Raw genomic sequence first — 18,127 nt, forward strand, 5'->3', positions numbered from 1 at the left:
ATCTGCCGGATGGAGCTGATGATCTATCCGGACGGGCCGGTGTTCGAGGTGGCCGGCGAGGAGGACGCGCTGGCGCGGGGGCTGGAGGGGCAGCTCGTGCTCGACGGGACGCGGTTCCTGCGGCGGGACGTGACCGGGGCGCCGGTGGGGTTCGAGCCGCGGCCGCCGGTCGCGCGGGCGCTCGACCTGCTGCCGCATCCTGAGGGCGGGTGGTTCAGGGAGACGTGGCGGGCCGGGGTGACGTTCCGGCCCGACGGGTACGAGGGCGCCCGCGCCTCCGCGACCGGAATCTACTTCCTGTTGCGGCCGGGCGAGGAGTCGGTGCCGCACATGGTGCGCTCCGACGAGGTGTGGCTGTGGCACCGGGGCGGTCCGCTGCGGCTGACGATCGGCGACGAGAGCGTGATCCTGGGGCCGGACGTCGAGCGCGGGCAGGTGCCGCAGGCCGTGGTGCCCGGCGGCGTGTGGCAGTCGGCCAGGCCCGCGGAAGGCCAGGAGGTCCTGGTCAGTTGCGTGGTGTCGCCGGGGTTCGACTTCGCCGACTTCACGGCGCTGCCGCCGGGCCGTCGGTGACCACCAGGTCGCGCGGCACCTGGCCGGCCGAGCCGAGGCCGCACAGGGTGAGCGCGTTGGCCAGTTCGGCGCGGAGCAGCGCCAGCACGTGAGCGACGCCGTCGGCGCCCGCCACCGACAGCCCCCACACCACGGGCCGGCCGATCGCGACGGCGCGGGCGCCCAGGGCGAGCGCCTTGACGACGTCGGTGCCGCGCCGCACGCCGCCGTCCAGCAGGACGGGCACGCGGCCGTCCACCGCGTCGGCGACCGCCGGGAGGCGGTCGATGGTGGCGGCGGCGGAGTCGAGCTGGCGTCCGCCGTGGTTGGACACGATGATCGCGTCGGCGCCGTGCGCGACCGCCAGGGCAGCGTCGGCCGGGTGCAGGATGCCTTTCAGGACGATCGGCAACGAGGTGGTCCTGCGCAGCCGGTCCACGTGCTCCCACGAGATCTCCGGTGAGAGCGTCACCTGCCGGATGTCACCGTCGCCGCCCAGGTTGGGGCACGACAGTCCCGCCGGCAGTTCCAGCAGCGCGCTCCTGGCCCGCTCCCCTGTCCGCAGCGCCGGTGAGTCGACGGTGATCACCAGCGCCCGGCATCCCGCCGCCTCCGCCCGCCGCACCAGGTGCTCGGTGTAGCCGGGGTCCGGCTGCAGGTAGAACTGGAACCAGAGCTCGGCGCCGGTGGCCGCCACCTCCTCCATCGCCACCGTCGACAGCATCGCGGTGATCATGATGCCCCCGGCCGCGGCGACCGCCCGCCCGGTGGCCAGCTCCCCTTCCGGGTGCGCCAGCCGGTGGAAGGCGGTGGGCGCCACCAGCACCGGCATCGACGCCGTCCGCCCCAGGATCGTGACGTCCAGCGCGGGCTCGCCGGCGCCGGTCAGCACCCGGGGCACCAGCATCAGCCGCCGGAACGCCGCCTCGTTGGCACGCAGCGTCACCTCGTCCTGGGCTCCGCCGGCGAAATAGTCGTAGAGATCGGGGTCTAATCTGTCCTTGGCCGCTTGCTCGTACTCGCGCAGGTTGACCGGATCCATGCGCTCAATGTGCCCGTACGATGCCGGGGCTGGCAATCGTGGCTTGCAGGACGTACGCTCCAGTAGCGCTGAGTCACATCGTTGACGCGCAGCGGCGAGATTAACGGGACTCGGCGCATGTTGGCGTTGTTTCTTGGGTACTGCCTGGATTCATTGCATTGTGCAATGGTGAGCTCAAGGGTGAAATGTCACACTTTAGGAGGGCGGAGACATGCAGCCCGGCTTCTCCTGGATCATCACCCCCAACGGCGGCGCCGCCGTCCTCAGCCTGTCGGGTGAGCTCGACATCGCTACGGCCGCCGAGTGCGGCCGCTGCATGGCCGAGGCCATCGCGAGCACCGAGCCCGCGAAGGTCGTCGTCGACATGAAAGGCGTCGAGTTCTGCGACTCGTCGGGGCTCAGCGTCCTGATCGCGGCGGCGAGCGGGGCCGAGGCGTCCGGCGGCGTCCTGGTCCTCTGCGAGCTCCATCCCCGGGTCCAGCGGGTGCTCGACGTCACGGGCCTGACCAAGCGGTTCAGGTCGTACGGCACGGTCCAGGAGGCGATCGCCGCCCTGCCCAAACCGATCACGTCCTAGCCCTCGGGCCAGCCCAGCGGGTGCGGGCCCTCCCCGGGAGGCTCACCGGCCGCCGTGTTGAAGGCGTTCATGGCCGCGACCAGCGCGCGGCACTGCTCCGGCGACATGCGCGCCACGATCGTGCCGATCTCGGCGCGGCGGCGGGCGGTCACCTCGTCCACGACGTGCAGGCCTTCCGGGGTGAGCCGCATCAGGCTCTCCCTGCGGTTGAGCGGGTTGACCTCGCGCACGATCAGGTCGGCGGCGGCCAGCCGGTCGGCCATCCGCATGGCCGTGGAGGGGTTGACGTTCAGCAGGTCGGCCATCGTGACGAGCTTGGTCTCCCCCTGGGTGGCCAGCACCACCAGCATCCTGAACTGCGACAGCGTGACCCGGTCCGCCACCGCGCCGAGCGAGCGGGCGGCGATGCCGACGAGCAGGCGGGTGCCCGTCAGCACCGCCGAGATCACCGCGGAGAGATCGTCCGCCCGCTCTGGCATAGCCCTCTTTGTACACGCTTCACATCACGGGCTGCCGAATGATGCGATATTTCACACAAGGCTGCGCTGGTGGCGGTAGGTCCTGCGGAACGTGTGCCGCTTCTTCCCCGAGCGGAAGGCCGCCGACCCGGTGACCAGGCCGCGCCCGGGAACCCGGAAGGTCGCGCTGGTCTCCTCGCCCGGCAGCAGCTCGGCCACCTCCCTGCGGGCCGTCACCTTGCCCCCGCGCGGCAGGGTCAGCCCGAGCCGCACCTTGCGCCACGTGACGGCCGAGCCGTTGACGAGCGTCACGGTGACGCGGTCGCCCGAGGCCGTCACCCTGAGCCCGTACGGGCGGCGCGGGTCGGGGCCGATCGACCGGTCGAGCAGGTCCATCAGCTCGGAGACCACGTCCGGCCTGATGGCGGCCAGGTCCTTCCGCTCTCCGAGGTCTTCGTCGAGGTCGTACAGCTCAATCCTGCCGTCGGGGCCCGCGCCCTCGACGCCGGGCGCGAACCTGATCGCCTTCCAGCGGCCGCGGCGGATCGCCTGCGCCTTGCGCGGCCGGTTCCAGATCAGGTGGTCGTGGTCGGGCCCGGAGCCGCCGCTGAGCATGCCGCGGAACGAGCGGCCGTCGATCCCGTCGGGCACCGGCACCTCTGCCAGGTCGGCCAGCGTCGGCATCAGGTCCCAGTAGGCCACCGGCCGCGTCTCCACCCGGGAGCGCATCTTCGGCGACCAGGCGATCAGCGGCACCCGGATGCCGCCCTCGTACAGATCGCGCTTGTCGGCGCGGAACGGGCCGTTGGAGTCGAACAGCCGGGGCGTCACGCCCTTCTCGCGGTGCGGGCCGTTGTCGCTCATGAACAGCACGATCGTGTCGTCGGCGACCCCGGCCTCGCGCAGCGCGCCCACGAGCTCGCCCACGTACGAGTCGAGCAGCGTGACCTGGGCGGCGTGGCGCCGGTTGGCGCGGCTCCACGGCTTGTCCTTGTAGCGGCCGGCGTTGCCGGGGACCTCGCTCGGCGAGTGCGGCAGGTTCGTCGGGAAGAAGAGCAGGAACGGCCGGTCGGACGGCTTCTTGATGAAGTCGACGGCCTGCCGCAGGAACAGGTCGGGCGCGTACTTCTTCCCGGTGATCGCCACCTTGCCGCCGTTGCGCCACAGGTAGCTGGGGAAGTACTGGTGGGCGTGGCGGTGACTGATGTAGCCGAAGAACTCGTCGAAGCCGCGCTCGTTCGGATGCGACGGCTGGCCGGGCAGCTCGGGGCCGAACCCCCACTTGCCGATGCACGCCGTGCGGTAGCCGGCCAGCTGGAGCAGCTCGGCGAAGGTCAGGTCGCCCTCCCGCAGCGCGCGCTGGGGGCCGCCCTCCGGGTTCTCCCGTACGGTGGAGTGGCCGGCGTGCAGACCGGTGAGCAGGGAGCAGCGCGACGGCGCGCACAGCGGCGCCCCCGCGTAGGCGGCCTCGAACCGCACCCCGTCGGCCGCCAGCCGGTCGATGTTCGGCGTGACGATCTTCTTCTGCCCGTTGATGCCGATCTCACCCCACCCCAGGTCGTCGGCGAGGATGACCAGGAAGTTGGGCCGGGAGACGAGCGCGGCCTGCGCCGGCGACGCGGCGGCGGGGACGGACAGGCCGGCCAGCGCACCCGCCAGGAGGGTGCGACGTGAGGGAGCGGGGATCATGCAGGACACCTTTGGTGCAGTGTGAGATCGGGGTGCGAACCACGGGAGAACGGCAAGCGAACTCTGCCGGAGCCGGATAACGAAAGGGCCGCGCTCGTCAGCAGTAGTCCCAGAGCCTGCAGATCTCCTCGAGCTCGGGAGGCAGCTCGTCGTTTGGGGGCAACGGGCGGCCAGCGACGACCGTACCGCTCTTGATCTTGTCGCGCCAGTCGCCCACCCCTTTCTGGAACGTCCCGTGATCCTTGTCTCCATAGTTGAGCATTCCGGGCTCCCAGGACACGCCGAGGAAGGCGCAGAGGTCCTTCAGCGTCCCTTCCGGCTCTGCTACCAGGTCCTCGTAGCGCAGGGTGTGGCCCTCCACCTGGGTGCGGGCCTCCTGGAGGTGGTTCATGTACGCGAGAGTCCGCGGCACGGCCTCCGCCATGGGCCGCTTGACGGGGTCGGCCTCGTGCCAGGACTGCACGATCGACATCGGGTGCCGCAGCAGGAAGATGAACCTGGCGTCCGGCCAGCACGTCCTGAGGCGCTTCCACACGAACACGTTGCTCGGCGTCTTCTCCACCAGGATCGGCTTGCCGCTGCGCGACAGCTCCCGGTGCAGCAGCCGGTCCCAGACGAGGTGCTCGACGTCCGCGTGCGTGTGGCCGAGCAGACGCATCGCCTGCCGTACGGGGTCGGTGCCGAACGCCACGGTCATGCGGCGGAAGTGCGTCTCGATGGGCGAGTGGATCCGGCTGTGGGAGTTCAGGATCACCCGCAGCAGGGTCGAGCCGGACCGGACCGACGACAGCAGGAAGACGGGCTCGCGGAGCAGCCGGTCGTGCGCCGGGTCCACCGGCTCGCGCACCACGTCGTCGGGCAGCCGCTGCGTCTCCGGCGCCGGCCTGGGCGCGGGCCTCGGCTCGGGCGCCTTGGCCGCCCGCCGCCTCCCGGCGCGGGTGATCGTGTAACCGGTCAGTCCTTCTAGCGTCGCGTTGGCCCTGTACTTCCAGCTCATGGCCCGTCAACGTACGGGTGACCGGTGAACCCCCGGTTAACCCGCCCTGTGAGGTTCGGCCTGACCTTCCGGGTCCTCCCAGACCGCCAGGGTCTGGGCGGGTCCGCCTATGCGCTGCCAGGCGCCGGTGTCGCGGGTCCAGCGGAGGATCCGCGAACGATCCCGGGCCAGGACGTACACCGCCCGGCCGCCCACCCGCGTCTCCGCGCCTGCCGGGCCGATGTCCTGCCAGGCCCCCGGTCCCGGCTCCGGCAGGACGCGCAGCCTCGCGCCCGGCGGGTCGGTGGAGAACAGGCCCGCGGCGCCTCCGTACAGCTCGCCCGCGGGGCCCGCCGCGTGGACCCATCGCCGCCGTGACGCCGGCGGCTCCCCCTCGGTCCAGCGGTTCACCGCGCCGCGATCCGGGGTGAGGCCGTACAGGCCCTGGCCGGTGACCGCGAACGAGGCGCCCTCGGTGCCGGCGAAGTCCCAGTGGCCGGGTCTGTCCCGGTAGAACCAGATCCAGCCGGTGCCTGGGGCGACGGCGAACAGGCCTCGCGTGCCGCCGTACAGGCGTGTCGCCGGCGCGCCGATCCAGGTCCAGGAGGTGCCCTTCCCGTCCCAGACGTGGACGGACTGGCGGTCCGCGGCCAGCCGGTGCAACCGTGGACCGGCTACGGCGAAGTCGGCGCCCGGCTCGCTGATGGGTGACCAGACGCCGGGACTGCCGCCGTACACGTAGAGCCGGTCGTCCATGCCCGTCGCGAACAGGCCGGCGGGACCGGCCCAGAGGCGTTTCGCGGCGTCCCCGATCTTCGTCCACTCCTCGCCGCCGTCCCACCGGAAGACGCCCCGGCCGCCCGGCCCGACGGAGAACACCCCGGCGCCCGAGGCAGGCTGGGCCGTCACGACGCCGCTCGCCGGGACGCCGGGCGCGCTCGGCGGCTCCCACCCGGCCAGGGCGACGAGCACGGCGAGCACCACGATCCCGGCGACGCCGATGAACAGCAGAGGACGCCGCCTACGCCGTCCCACCGGCACCCCACCCGCCGCGGGACCGATCGGTTCGACGGGCGCGGGTGAGGCGGGGGGCGGAGCCAGTTCGGCGGATGTGGGAGGGCCGGCGGGCAGGGCTGGCTCGGCAGACGTGGGATGGCCGGCGGACAGGGCCGCCTCGACGGACGAGGGAGAGGCGGGGGGCGGTTCTGTGAGGGCGGTGGAGGGCTGGGGAGTTGTGGCGAGGGCTGCCGCGTGCAGGCGCTCGGCGGTCTCCAGGCGCGTCCGGCGGGTGCGCTCGTCTGGAGTGCGGTCGCGTACCAGCCGCCGCAGCAACTCCAGCGGGATGATCTTCTCACCGGAACGGTACTCACCCCAGAGCGTCTTGCTCACGTGGTAACGCCCGGCCAGCTCGCGGAGAGTCGTCCCGCCGGTGAGCCCGAGCAGGAACTCCGCCAGCGCGTTGGCCTGCTCCGTGCTTCCTCTCGGCCGGCCCTGGGGTCTGCCCGCCCTGCGTTCCATCGCGACCGCCCCCTTCCCACCCCCTCTCCGATGATCATCTGACGAGAACCGGTTTGTCCACGGACAACTCGTTGTCCGCACTTCACGCCGGACGGTTCCGGACAATCGCTCCGCCCCGCACTCTCGTGATCACCGTCCACGACTCGGGAGGACATCTCATGATGAGCAGAACCACGGCAGGACTCGTCTCGGCGGCCCTGCTCGCCACCGCCCTGACCGCCTCACCGGCCGCCGCGCACGGCGGGCACACCCCCGAGCAGGTGTGCGGTCCCGGCTTCGGGAAGGTGGCGAACGGCACCCGGCCGGTGACCGACCGCGAGGGCGTCGTCTGGGCCCACGTCCACCTGCTCTACAGCGCGCGTACGGGAGAGAACTGCGTCGTCACCATCAAGTCGAGGCACGTGGGAGTGCCCACCTGGACCACCGCCACCCTCTGGGTCGAGACCCCCGACCGGACCTACCAGGACAAGAGTGACTACAAGTACTACGCGGGACCGGTGAAGGCCTACGCCAAGGACAAGTGCGTCGCCTTCGAGGGGACGACGCGGACCGGCAAGACCGGCCGGCACGTGTTCTTCGACGACCGGGCCACCGGCGGCTCCGACGGCTACGGCAACTGCGGCGCCCGGGCCAAGCGCCGGGGCGGCGGCTGACCCGCCGCCGGCTACGGCCGCACCGAAAGGGCGTGGCGGAAGACGTCGCGGGGGTCGTAGCGGCGCTTGACCCGCTGGAGGCGGGCGTAGTTCCCGTCGTAGTAGATCGTGGACCAGGGGACGCCGGAGGTGTTCCAGGCCGGGTCGGCGTGGTCGCTGTCGGGGTAGTTGATGTAGGCGCCGCCGCAGTTGCCGCCGGGGACCGGGACACCGCCGGTGCGCGCGAACGTGTCCCTGTGCAGGCCGCGCACCCACGCCACGCGGGCGTCGCCGTCCTGGCCCTCCTCCCAGGTGACGAGGTGCAGCGCCTTGAGCACCGACCGGCGTTCCGCGGTGGCGGTGGCCTCCGGCGGCACGGTGTTGACCTTCCCGCCGTACGACAGCAGCCAGAGCATGCCCTGGGAGGAGATCTCGCCCGGTTCGCCGAGATGGTCGTAGGCCACGTCGGCCTGCTCGTCGGTGAACCGCTCCCGCAGGTAGGCCGACTTGCCCTTGTACCGGCCCCGTTCGGCGTCCGCGCCGAGGGAGAGCTCCCGTACGGCCTCGTACCAGGGCTGGCGGATCAGCGGCGGGACGTACTGCGGCGGCGCGACCCCGTCGGCGACGAACGCGAAGTGGTCGCGCAGCAGCTTCTCGGCGCCGGGCAGGTCGCCGTCGATCTGGGTGGGCATGATCATCCCGCCCGGGTCGTCGCCCGCCTGCCTGCCGGGGATCATCAGGGAGCCCCACAGCGACAGGTTCGGGCTGCCGGGCTCGCTGTTGCGGACGTGCCAGTCGGCGTAGTTGCGCAGCAGCCTGCGGAACGAGGCGCGGTCCATCCCCTGCCACGACCAGATCGCCACTCCGGACAGGACGGTACGGGGCGGCCTGGGCAGCAACTCGGCCGGGTCGTTCCCGCGGGCGCGCGGGTCGCGCATCCAGTAGCGGGTGACGACGCCGAAGTTGCCTCCGCCGCCGCCGGTGTGCGCCCACCACAGGTCGTGGTGCGGATCGCCGGGGTCCCGGGTGGCGACGACGGCGCGGGCGCGGCCGTCCCTGTCGACGACCACGACCTCGACGGCGTGCAGGTGGTCGACGGTCAGCCCGTCGCGGCGGGACAGCGGCCCGTACCCGCCGCCCGCGATGTGCCCCCCGGCGGCCACGCCCCCGCATTGGCCGCCGGGGATGGTGACGCCCCAGCCCAGGTAGAGCGTCCGGTACGCGTCCATCAGCGTGGCTCCGGCCTCGATGACGAACGCGCCGCGCCTGGCGTCGAAGTACACGCCGGACATCTCACACAGGTCGATGACGACCTCGGTGCCGTCGCCGACGAAGTTCTCGTAGCAGTGGCCGCCGCTGCGCACGGCGATCCTGCGGCCGGCCCGCACCGCCTCCTGCACCGCCTTGACGACCTGCTCGGTGGAGCCGGCCAGGTGGAAGTACTCGGGCTCGTGCCGGAAGCGCAGGTTGGTCCTGCGGACCGCCAGGTACTCGTAGCGCGGGTCCCCCGGCCGCACCACGACGGGTCCTGACAGCGGTGCCTCCCGGGCGGGCGGCGCGACCCCGCCGGCCGCCGCCACGCCCCCGGCCGCAGCCCCGGCCCCGATGAACAGCCGCCGCGTGATCTCGCTCATGACCGGTCCCCCGTCTCGTCGAAGCCCTCGCTGACGACGCTAGGGATCGCGGCCCGCCCCGTGAATGGATTCAGGTGCACGACGGGGGTGGAGATGGCTCCACCCCTTGATCTCGGAGGGTCCAGCGGGTATGGTTTCGGCGTCCTTGTCGCCGACCCCTGAGGTGATCCTGTTGGAGATCTGAGGCCGAGACGCCGCGCCATTTCGCTGTGCGCATGCCCGACCTCAGACGATCGCCTCTCTTTCGGCCATCTCCTTTCCGGTCTTCCCGGTCTGCGCGCGCGGTGTCTCCACGTGTCCCGAAATTTCTAGACACGTCAGGGAGCCGCCCTTATGTCTTTTTCCATCGTCTGTGACGCCATCTCGTTCGAGTGGACCGACGGCACGCCCGTCCTGTCGGACCTCGACGTCGCCTTCGGCCCCGGCCGCACCGGCCTGATGGGCGTCAACGGGTCGGGCAAGTCGACCCTCCTCCGGCTGATCGCCGGCGAACTGCGCCCGTCCTCGGGCACGATCAGCGTGGCCGGCGAGATCGGTTACCTCCCGCAGAACCTCCCGCTGGCCACCGGTAGCACGGTCGCCGACCTGCTCGGCATCACCGCGCAGCGGGCCGCCCTGCACGCCATCGAGAACGGGGACGTCGCCGCCGAGCACTTCACCGTGATCGGCGACGACTGGGACGTCGAGGAGCGCGCCCGCGCCGAACTCGACCGGCTCGGCCTCGGCCACCTGGACCTGGACCGCACCGCCGCCACGCTGTCCGGCGGCGAGGTGGTCATGACCGGGCTGGCCGCGCTCCTCGTACGCCGCCCCGAGGTGCTGCTGCTCGACGAGCCCACCAACAACCTGGACCTGGACGCGCGCCGCCGGCTCTACGCCGCCGTCCGCTCCTGGTCCGGGGTGCTGGTGGTCGTCAGCCACGACCGTGCCCTGCTCGACCTCGTGGACCAGGTGGCCGACCTGCGGGACGGCGCCGTACGGATGTTCGGCGGCAACCTCACCGCGTACGAGGAGGCGCTGGAGACCGAGCAGGAGGCCGCCGAGCGCACGGTCCGCGCGGCCGAGGGCGACGTCCGGCGGCAGAGACGCGAGCTGGAGGAGGCGCAGACCAAGCTGGACAGGAGGGCCCGGTACGGCAACAAGATGAACGCGACCAAACGCGAGCCCAAGATCGTCATGGGCGGCCGCAAGCGGGCGGCGCAGGTCTCGGCGGGCAAGCACCGCACGATGCACGCGGAGAAGCTGGACCAGGCCCGCGACCGCCTCACCGAGGCCGAGCAGGCGCTGCGCGAGGACGACGAGATCAGGGTCACCCTGCCGGAGACGGCGGTCCCGGCCGGCCGCACGGTGCTCACCCTGCCGGACCTGACGGGCCTGTACGAGCTGCGCGGCGGGCCTGAGGAGGACGGCGAGCCGATCGCGGAGCTGGTCGTCCGCGGCCCCGAGCGGATCGCCCTGGTCGGCCCGAACGGGTCCGGCAAGACGACCCTGCTGCGGAGCGTCGCGGACGGCGACCACCCGGTCCCGACCGGCTATCTGCCGCAGCGGCTCGACCTGCTGGACGACTCGCTGAGCGTGCTCGGCAACGTCCGCCGCTTCGCGCCGTCAGCGCCGGTGAACGAGGTGCGGGCGCGGCTGGCGCGCTTCCTGTTCAGGGGCGAGCGGGCGGAGCGGGCGGCGGGCACGCTGTCGGGCGGCGAACGGTTCCGCGCGGTGCTCGCGGCGCTGCTGTCGGCCGAGCCCCCGCCGCACCTGCTCCTCCTGGACGAGCCCACGAACAACCTCGACATGTCCAGCGTCCGCCAGCTCTCCCAGGCGCTGTCGGCCTACCGGGGGGCGCTCATCGTGGTCAGCCACGACCTGCCGTTCCTGGAGACGCTGGGCATCACCCGCTGGCTGCGGAAGGAGCGGTGAACGCCGGGGCCTCGGTGATCATGCATGCGTCCTACGTGCCGGCGAACATGTCGTAGTGGTCCACGGTCAGCTCCTTGTCGACCAGGAAACGCTCGTCCTCGGGGTAGAAGACGGCCACGGACGGGTCCTCACCGGCGAACGCCTTCACCGCCTCCCACGAGTCCCACATGGTGATCAGGAAGAACTCGGTGCGGTCCCCGGCGTCGCGGCGGGTGAAGTAGGCGCCCTTGTTGCCGGGGGTGGCGGTGTACTCGGCGTATCCGGTGCGCATCAGGTAGGCCTCGTAGTCGGCCGCGTCGGCCGCCCGCGTCCAGCCTCTCCAGGTACGGATGATCATAAGCAGCACGCTAGCGCGACCGGCGCACGCCCGTGGCGAACCGGCGGGCCAGAGCCGGTGCTGAAAGTTTCACCCGCACCGCCGCGCGGACGCGACCGCGACGACACCGTCGCTCCCCGTCACGAGGCCCGCGACCGGCCGGTTGATCCGCCGGGCGAGGTCGCCGGGCGGATACGGGCCGCCCGGAAGCCGCGATACGACCACCAGGGCGCCGGTCACCACCCGAAATGGGCCTGTCCGGACCCGCGGTCGTCGTGTGACTCTCGCCCAAGAACCCCCCGCCCCAGCGGCAGTAGGGAGAGATGACTTCTTGAAACCTCACCATGCAAGGCGCGCCCTCGCACTCGGCGCGGCAGCCGCCCTGGCGCTCGGCGTGTCACCCGCCCAGGCGGCGAACGCGGCCAGCGCCTCGGCCCTGAGCTGCACCATCACCATCACCAACCCGACCCAGTTGTACACGACGAACGTGTACGCCTACGTCGAGGTCTCGTGCAACCAGAAGGTCTCGTTCATCGGCGGCTACCTCTCCCTGTACCGGGACGGCACCTTCCTGAACTACGCCGAGATCTACCAGTACAACCTCGCCTACGTCTACAAGCTCAACATGGTGTCCTGCGTGCCGGGGAACTACCACGTCATGGGTTACGGCTTCGCCAACCTGGACGGCGGGGCGCCCGACTTCTCCCAGCGCGTCGCCACTACGCCGATCGCCATCACCTGCACCTGAAGCACCCGAGCCCGTACCGGCTCAGCCGCCGGAGCTCACAGGGGCGGTTCGGAGCCGGTCCGGCCAGACCATGGCGTGCGCGAACAGAGCCGCCCCACCTGCTGCTCACCTCACGGGCCACATCAAGGCGTACGTGGACGATGTCGTATCTGTACTCGCCACGCGGACGTGATCTGAAACTCCTGGCCGAGGCGTGAGCAACAAATCGCTGACGAGGGCAGACATCAGCGCGCACCCTGCGCCCGCACGACACCCGCCGTACCGTGCACGGTTGGGGGTCAGTCGAGATGACTGTCGCCGAGCGACGTCAAGCGGGCGGCCGCGTCGGGGTCCGCCTGGCCGATGCGGTCCAGCAGGCGGTGCAGGAGGCCGCGGAGGGTCTCGAACTCCTCGGGACTGGTCAGTTCGGCCCACCGCTGTTCGATCCTGTCTCCCATGCCCGCCGCCAGCGGCCGTACCGCCCTTCCCCGTTCCGTGAGGACGATCAACCGTGACCGGCCATCGCGGGGATTCGTGCGGCGTTCCAGATAACCGGCACGTTCGAGCTGGTCGACCGACTGTGCCATGGTCTGCTTGCGCACGCCGGCCTGGACGGCGAGCTCGCGTATCGCTATTCCCTCGGGCGGGACGAACGGGAAGACCTTGGCATCCCCCGAGCGAATGTCGCCGAAGCCCGCCTCTGCGAGGGACGCCTCGATGTCATGGGCGTATTCGCGGTGGAGGAGGCGCAGGAGGAGGGCGAGCCGCAGGCGCTTGGCGGACGGATCTCGGCTCATATTGACAGCCACCTGTCTAGTTCTAGTATGGTCAGGTACCTGTCTAGTATGCCATCTTCGCAGAGAGACCTGCCATGCCCGCTGCCCATGTTCTTGATTCCACGATCTTCTACCGGGAGGCCGGCGCGGGGACGCCGATGGTCTTCCTGCACGGCAACCCCACCTCGTCCTACCTGTGGCGGCACATCTTGCCCACCGTCAGCCAGTACGGCCGGTGCCTGGCACCCGACCTCATCGGCATGGGCGAGTCGGGCAAGCCCGACATCGCCTACACCTTCCACGATCACGCCCGCTACCTCGACGCGTGGTTCGACGCGCTCGGTCTCGATCAGGTCGTGCTGGTCGGTCACGACTGGGGCGGCGCCCTGGCCTTCGACTGGGCCGCCCGCAATCCCGGACGGGTCCGGGGCATCGCGTTCACTGAGACGATCATCAGGCCGATGTCCTGGGCAGACTTCCCCACCGGTGCCCGCCCGCTGTTCGAGTCCATGCGCACGCCCGGTGTGGGCGAGGCCATGGTCCTGGACCAGAACGCGTTCATCGAAAAGGCGCTTCCTGCCACCATCGCCGGCGGGCTGAGCGAGGAGGACCACGAGGTCTACCGCCGCCCCTACCCGACCAGGCAGAGCCGGCTGCCGCTGCTGCAGTGGCCGCGGGCGATGCCCCTGGAGGGGGAGCCGGCCGACGTCGTGGCCAGGGTCGCCGCCTACGACGAGTGGCTGGCCGACAGCGCGGAGGTGCCCAAGCTCCTGCTCACCTTCGAGCCCGGACCGGGCACGATGACGGGTAAGGAGACCATCGACTGGTGCGCCGCCCACGTGTCCGCCCTGGAGATCGTGATGCACGGGCCCGCCGGCCATCACACCCCCGAGGATCAGCCCGAGGCCATCGCCGCCTCGCTGCTCGCCTGGCTGGTCAAGCACAACCTGCGCGGCGAGGGCTGAGCACGATGCGAGCGATCAGGCAGCACGCGTTCGGCGGCCCCGGGGAACTCCGGTTGGAGGAGGTGCCCGATCCCCATCCCGCCGACGGCGAGGTGCGGATCCGGGTCGAGTCGGCCGGTGTTCACCTCCTGGACACGGTGATCCGCCAAGGAGGAGGCGGGCCGCGGGTCGCGCCCCGCCTGCCCATGACCCCGGGCCGGGAGGTCGCCGGACTCGTCGACGAGATAGGCACCGGCGCGGACGCGCACCTCATCGGCCGACGCGTCGTCGCCGACCTCGGCTTGGCCAGTGGCGGGTACGCCGAGCTCGCGCTGGCCCCGTCGGCGGCCCTCCACGTCCTGCCTGACGACGTCGACGCCGACTCCGCCGTGGCCATGATCGGCACCGGCCGGACGACCATGGCGATCCTCGAACTCGCGAGCCCGGTCGCCGGCGACGTCGTCCTGGTCACCGCAGCCGCCGGAGGAATCGGAACCCTGCTGCTCCAGGCAGCGTTGGCCGTCGGCGCGACGGTCGTCGGCGTCGCGGGCGGCCCCGACAAGGTGGCGCTCATCCGCGGGCTGGGCGCCGACTACGCCATCGACTACAACCGGCCCGGCTGGCCCGACGCTGTGCGCGAGGCGTTGGCGGGCAGGCCGGTGACGCTGGTCCTCGACGGAGTCGGGAGCCAGATCGGCCGGGACGCGCTGGAACTGCTCGAGGTGGCCGGACGCCTGGTGATGTTCGGTTCCGCTTCGGGATCCCTGACCGAGTTGTCGGCCCACGACCTGTTCGCCCGAGGGATCAGCGCCGCCTCCGCCGTCGGGGCCCGAATCCTTCAGCGCCCAGGAGGCACCCGGGCGTTGGAGCTCAGCGCCATGGAAGCGCTGATCAGCAAGCGACTCATCCCTGTGATCGGCCGGCGGTTCGCCCTGGCGGACGCCGCCGCCGCGCACCTCGCTCTGCAATCGCGCGCCACCACCGGAAAGACGGTCCTGCGACCGTGACCCCTCTTCCCACGAAAGGGACCCTTGTGCTCCACCGCATCCTTCTCGCGGCCACCGCGGCCGGCCTGCTGGCTGGTCTGGTGACCGCTGCCCCAGCCGGCGCCGACACGTCCACGCCCACCGCGCGCTGCCGGGACGTCACCGTACCCGTGTCGATCGCCGCTGGGCAGCCACGGAGCCATCACATCTGGGGGCGACTGTGCACGCCTGCGGGCCGTGCCGCCTCAACGGTCCAGGTCCTGATCCATGGCCTGAACTACAGCCATGTCTACTGGGATTTCCCCTTCCGCGCCCACCGGTACTCCTACGTCAAGCGGGCGAACCAGACCGGTTACGCGACGTTCAACCTGGACCGCATCGGAGTCGGGCGCAGTTCACACCCGGCGAGCAAGGAGGTGACGTTGCAGTCCAACGCGCTGACCATCGCACAGGTGGTGGCGGCGCTGCGGACGGGCAAGGTGGGCCCTCGGGCGTTCGCCGATGTGGTGCTCGTCGGGCACTCTTTCGGCTCTGAAGTGGCGAAGTTCGCCGCGTCGCGCTTCCAGGCCGCGGACGCGCTGATCCTGACGGGCAACGCGCACCGTGTGTCGCCGAGCGGTGCGGAGCTTGCCGGACGGTACGGCCAGCCGGTGAGCGAGGTTCCACGGTTGGCCGCGCAGGTTCCTCCGGGTGACGACGGCTACGTGACGGTCAAGGACGAGCAGCGGCCCGCGGTCATGTATTACGTGCCGGGCGCCGACCCTCAGGTCATCGCGCGCGACAGCGCCAGGAAAGAAACGAATACGATGAGCGAGATCTTCTCGCTCGGCGATGCCGGCGCACCCGGCGTGACAGAGGCGATTCGCGTGCCGGTGCTGTTCGTCGTCGGCAACCGGGACCGGCTGGTCTGCGCCGCCGACGCCAACGACTGCACCTCGCCGGCTGCTCTCGCGGCGGACGAACGGCCGCTCTACCCGGCCGCGCCCCGAGTGGATGCCGTGGTGCTGGACGACGTCGGCCACGCGATCAACCTGCACCGTCGCGCTCCTGCTGCCTACGCCAACGTACTGAACTGGCTCGACCGGAGTATTTGAACAACGGATCCCGGCAGCGACGGCGCAGGAAGCTCAAGGCGGCGGCGCAGTTCCAGGTTCTCCCCTTGAGCCACCTCCAATGCTCTGCTCTTCCTCAAGCTTGCGCGAGAGCACTCTCACGGCAGCCGAGGACGAGACACCGGGCTCGGCGAGCCTTGTCGGCTGCTGCTGTTCGCGCAACAGCCGATTGCCTCAGATGCTCGGGCAGGCTGTTCACTGCGTCGCGCCGTGGAACTGGGCGTGAACCACATCGACACGGCGGGCTTCTACGGCCGGGGCGCGGTGCGGGCCAACGAACTGATCCGTACGGCCTTGACCCCCTACCGTGACGACCTGGTGATCGCCACGAAGGTCGGGCCGCTGCGCGGACCCAACGGTGTGCCGAGCGAGCAGGCGACGCCTGATCAGTTGCGCGGCCCGGTCGAGGCGGATCTGCGCTCTCTCGGCCTGGACCGGCTCGAGCTGGCATATCTGCGGGTCGGCGGGATGGGCGAGTCGATCGCCGAACGGTTCGCGGTAGTGGCCGAGCTCCGCGCGGAAGGGCTGCTCCGGCACCTGGGCGTCAGCGACGTTGACGCCGCGCAGTTCGCCGAAGCTCAGGCGATCGCGCCCGTCGCGGCGGTGCAGAACCGGCACACCGGTGACACCGCGCTTGGGAGGTTGTCCCTCGTGGGTTGGGGATTTTCCGGGGAGATGATTGTCTGTCCGGAGAAGCTACGAGGAGGGCACCCGTGACCCGTCAGATTGTTTCCGTCGTGGGTGGCAAAGATGCCGCCGGCTCGGACACGTACACGTCTGCCAACCCCGCGCGGCTCGACGAGGCGGTGGCCCGGGTGGGGCTGGCCGACGCCGGCACGTTCGCCGCCGCCTGCCGTACCGCCAAGGACGCCCAGCGGGAGTGGGCGAAGGTGCCGGCTCCGGTGCGCGGCCGGGTGATCGCGTCGATCGGCCGGCTGGTGGAGGCCAACGCGGAGAGCCTGGCCGCGCTGGTGACCGAGGAGATCGGCAAGCCGTACGCGGAGGCGCTCGGCGAGGTGCGGGAGATCGTCGACACGTGCGACTTCTTCCTGGGCGAGGGGCGCAGGCTGTACGGCCAGACGGTCCCGTCGGAGATGCCGGACAAGAATCTGTTCACCTTCCGCAACCCGGTCGGCGTGGCCACGGTGATCACGGCGGGCAACTTCCCGGTGGCGGTCCCGTCGTGGTACCTGGTGCCGGCCCTGCTGTGCGGCAACGCGGTGGTGTGGAAGCCGGCCGAGTACGCCGCCGCGTCGGCGCACGCGATGTACCGGCTGTTCGCGGCCGCCGGGCTCCCCGACGGCGTGCTGAACGTGGTCTTCGCCGACGGCGCGCAGACCTTCGAGGGCCTGGAGCGGGCGCTCACCGAGAGCACGGTCGACAAGATCGGGTTCACCGGTTCGAGCGAGGTCGGCAGGAAGATCGGCGAGCTGGCGGGACGTCACCTGCAGTCGCCCTGCCTGGAGCTGGGCGGCAAGAACCCGATGGTGATCATGCCGGACGCCGACCTGGACCTGGCGGTGGAGGGCGCGCTGTTCGCCGGGTTCGGCACGGCCGGCCAGCGCTGCACGAGCCTGGGCACGGCCATCGTGCACGAGAGCGTCCACCAGGACTTCACCGACCGTTTCGTACGGGCGCTGAAGGCGGCCCGCGTCGGCGACCCGCGCGAGGACGTGCTGGCGGGCCCGCTGCTCGACCGGAAGTTCGCCGACCGGTACGAGGAGTACCTGACTTGGATCCAGCCCCACCACCGGGTCGTCTCGGGCCCGACGGGGCGGATCACCGAGGACAACCCGCGCGACGGCTTCACCGGCGAGGGCGGGCTCTACTACCACCCGGTGGTGGTCGACGGGGTCCGGCCGGACGACCGGATCTTCCTGGAGGAGACGTTCGGCCCGATCGTCGGCGTCACCACGTTCTCGACCATGGCCGAGGCGGTCGAGCTGGCCAACCGGCCGGGATACGGCCTGTCCAGCTCGATCTACACGACGAACCCGAAGCACGCGTTCGCCTTCCGCGAGGGCGTCTCGGCGGGCATGGTCAGCATCAACAACTCCACCTCCGGGGCCGAGGCGCACCTGCCGTTCGGCGGCAACGGCAAGTCGGGCAACGGCAGCCGCCAGTCGGGGATGTGGGTGCTCGACCAGTTCACCCGCTGGCAGTCGATGAACTGGGATCACTCCGGCCGCCTGCAGAAGGCGCAGATGGACGTGGCGGAGATTACTCCCGATCACGGGTTCCGGCTCTAGTTCCTTCATACCGGGTGTAAAAGAA

Annotated in this window: 18 protein-coding genes; 10 read left to right on the forward strand and 8 right to left on the reverse strand. The window is 71.1% G+C overall.

The annotated features are described in order from the left end of the window. Nucleotides 1–9 precede the first annotated feature (9 nt). Nucleotides 10–573, forward strand: a complete 564-nt coding sequence (locus tag AB0K05_RS26810; protein WP_364232596.1) for a cupin domain-containing protein — start codon at nt 10–12, stop codon at nt 571–573. Here AB0K05_RS26810 and AB0K05_RS26815 read toward each other — a convergent pair. Beyond that, complete coding sequence (locus AB0K05_RS26815) at nt 545–1,594, reverse strand: alpha-hydroxy acid oxidase (protein ID WP_345482527.1); 1,050 nt, start codon at nt 1,592–1,594, stop codon at nt 545–547. The two genes, AB0K05_RS26810 and AB0K05_RS26815, sit on opposite strands and share 29 nt — an antisense overlap. A gap of 211 nt (nt 1,595–1,805) precedes the next feature. Between AB0K05_RS26815 and AB0K05_RS26820 the strand changes: the two genes are divergently transcribed. After that, nucleotides 1,806–2,171, forward strand: a complete 366-nt coding sequence (locus AB0K05_RS26820; RefSeq protein ID WP_148030531.1) for an anti-sigma factor antagonist — start codon at nt 1,806–1,808, stop codon at nt 2,169–2,171. Here the strand turns inward: AB0K05_RS26820 and AB0K05_RS26825 are convergent. The 4 genes from AB0K05_RS26825 to AB0K05_RS26840 all read right to left on the reverse strand — a co-directional run bounded on the left by AB0K05_RS26825 (nt 2,168) and on the right by AB0K05_RS26840 (nt 6,812). Then, a complete protein-coding gene (locus AB0K05_RS26825; RefSeq protein ID WP_148030530.1) occupies nt 2,168–2,650 on the reverse strand; it encodes a MarR family transcriptional regulator in 483 nt (160 codons plus the stop codon). The two genes, AB0K05_RS26820 and AB0K05_RS26825, sit on opposite strands and share 4 nt — an antisense overlap. 51 nt (nt 2,651–2,701) lie before the next feature. Beyond that, the gene (locus AB0K05_RS26830) at nt 2,702–4,318 is read right to left on the reverse strand and encodes a sulfatase-like hydrolase/transferase (RefSeq protein WP_364232599.1); all 1,617 of its coding nucleotides are present in this window, start codon (nt 4,316–4,318) and stop codon (nt 2,702–2,704) included. Nucleotides 4,319–4,415: 97 nt separating this feature from the next. After that, nucleotides 4,416–5,315, reverse strand: a complete 900-nt coding sequence (locus AB0K05_RS26835; RefSeq protein WP_364232601.1) for a sulfotransferase — start codon at nt 5,313–5,315, stop codon at nt 4,416–4,418. A 36-nt stretch (nt 5,316–5,351) separates the two neighbouring features. Beyond that, nucleotides 5,352–6,812 (reverse strand): hypothetical protein, encoded by a 1,461-nt coding sequence (locus AB0K05_RS26840; protein ID WP_364232603.1) that lies wholly within the window; start codon nt 6,810–6,812, stop codon nt 5,352–5,354. 158 nt (nt 6,813–6,970) lie between these two features. On the opposite strand from AB0K05_RS26840, the gene AB0K05_RS26845 reads away from it, so the two are divergent. Next, nucleotides 6,971–7,465: a hypothetical protein gene (locus AB0K05_RS26845; RefSeq protein WP_364232605.1), complete on the forward strand. Its 495-nt coding sequence runs from the start codon at nt 6,971–6,973 to the stop codon at nt 7,463–7,465. Between the two features lie 11 nt (nt 7,466–7,476). Here the strand turns inward: AB0K05_RS26845 and AB0K05_RS26850 are convergent, their stop codons facing one another. Further along, entirely contained in the window at nt 7,477–9,078 is a 1,602-nt protein-coding gene (locus AB0K05_RS26850; RefSeq protein WP_364232607.1) for an FAD-binding protein, read from the reverse strand. A 333-nt stretch (nt 9,079–9,411) separates the two neighbouring features. On the opposite strand from AB0K05_RS26850, the gene AB0K05_RS26855 reads away from it, so the two are divergent. Next, nucleotides 9,412–10,992 (forward strand): ABC-F family ATP-binding cassette domain-containing protein, encoded by a 1,581-nt coding sequence (locus AB0K05_RS26855; protein WP_271274877.1) that lies wholly within the window; start codon nt 9,412–9,414, stop codon nt 10,990–10,992. 31 nt (nt 10,993–11,023) lie between these two features. Here the strand turns inward: AB0K05_RS26855 and AB0K05_RS26860 are convergent, their stop codons facing one another. Beyond that, the gene (locus AB0K05_RS26860; RefSeq protein ID WP_148030523.1) at nt 11,024–11,329 is read right to left on the reverse strand and encodes a hypothetical protein; all 306 of its coding nucleotides are present in this window, start codon (nt 11,327–11,329) and stop codon (nt 11,024–11,026) included. A gap of 310 nt (nt 11,330–11,639) precedes the next feature. On the opposite strand from AB0K05_RS26860, the gene AB0K05_RS26865 reads away from it, so the two are divergent. After that, nucleotides 11,640–12,056: a hypothetical protein gene (locus AB0K05_RS26865; RefSeq protein ID WP_271274878.1), complete on the forward strand. Its 417-nt coding sequence runs from the start codon at nt 11,640–11,642 to the stop codon at nt 12,054–12,056. A gap of 278 nt (nt 12,057–12,334) precedes the next feature. Here AB0K05_RS26865 and AB0K05_RS26870 read toward each other — a convergent pair whose 3' ends face one another. After that, nucleotides 12,335–12,832 (reverse strand): MarR family transcriptional regulator, encoded by a 498-nt coding sequence (locus AB0K05_RS26870; protein WP_271274879.1) that lies wholly within the window; start codon nt 12,830–12,832, stop codon nt 12,335–12,337. Between the two features lie 74 nt (nt 12,833–12,906). Here AB0K05_RS26870 and AB0K05_RS26875 point away from each other — a divergent pair, with 74 nt between their 5' ends. The 5 genes from AB0K05_RS26875 to AB0K05_RS26895 all read left to right on the forward strand — a co-directional run bounded on the left by AB0K05_RS26875 (nt 12,907) and on the right by AB0K05_RS26895 (nt 18,102). Continuing rightward, nucleotides 12,907–13,776, forward strand: a complete 870-nt coding sequence (locus AB0K05_RS26875) for a haloalkane dehalogenase (RefSeq protein WP_364232611.1) — start codon at nt 12,907–12,909, stop codon at nt 13,774–13,776. A gap of 5 nt (nt 13,777–13,781) precedes the next feature. Then, nucleotides 13,782–14,762, forward strand: a complete 981-nt coding sequence (locus tag AB0K05_RS26880; protein ID WP_219545366.1) for a zinc-binding dehydrogenase — start codon at nt 13,782–13,784, stop codon at nt 14,760–14,762. A 26-nt stretch (nt 14,763–14,788) separates the two neighbouring features. Next, the gene (locus tag AB0K05_RS26885; protein WP_364232613.1) at nt 14,789–15,835 is read left to right on the forward strand and encodes an alpha/beta hydrolase; all 1,047 of its coding nucleotides are present in this window, start codon (nt 14,789–14,791) and stop codon (nt 15,833–15,835) included. Between the two features lie 228 nt (nt 15,836–16,063). After that, entirely contained in the window at nt 16,064–16,570 is a 507-nt protein-coding gene (locus AB0K05_RS26890; protein WP_364232616.1) for an aldo/keto reductase, read from the forward strand. Nucleotides 16,571–16,590: 20 nt separating this feature from the next. Beyond that, complete coding sequence (locus AB0K05_RS26895; RefSeq protein WP_271274884.1) at nt 16,591–18,102, forward strand: aldehyde dehydrogenase family protein; 1,512 nt, start codon at nt 16,591–16,593, stop codon at nt 18,100–18,102. Nucleotides 18,103–18,127: the final 25 nt, after the last annotated feature.

It is taken from the genome of Nonomuraea sp. NPDC049486, assembly GCF_040676925.1.
In the GTDB taxonomy this organism is placed as follows: Bacteria; Actinomycetota; Actinomycetes; order Streptosporangiales; family Streptosporangiaceae; genus Nonomuraea; species Nonomuraea ferruginea.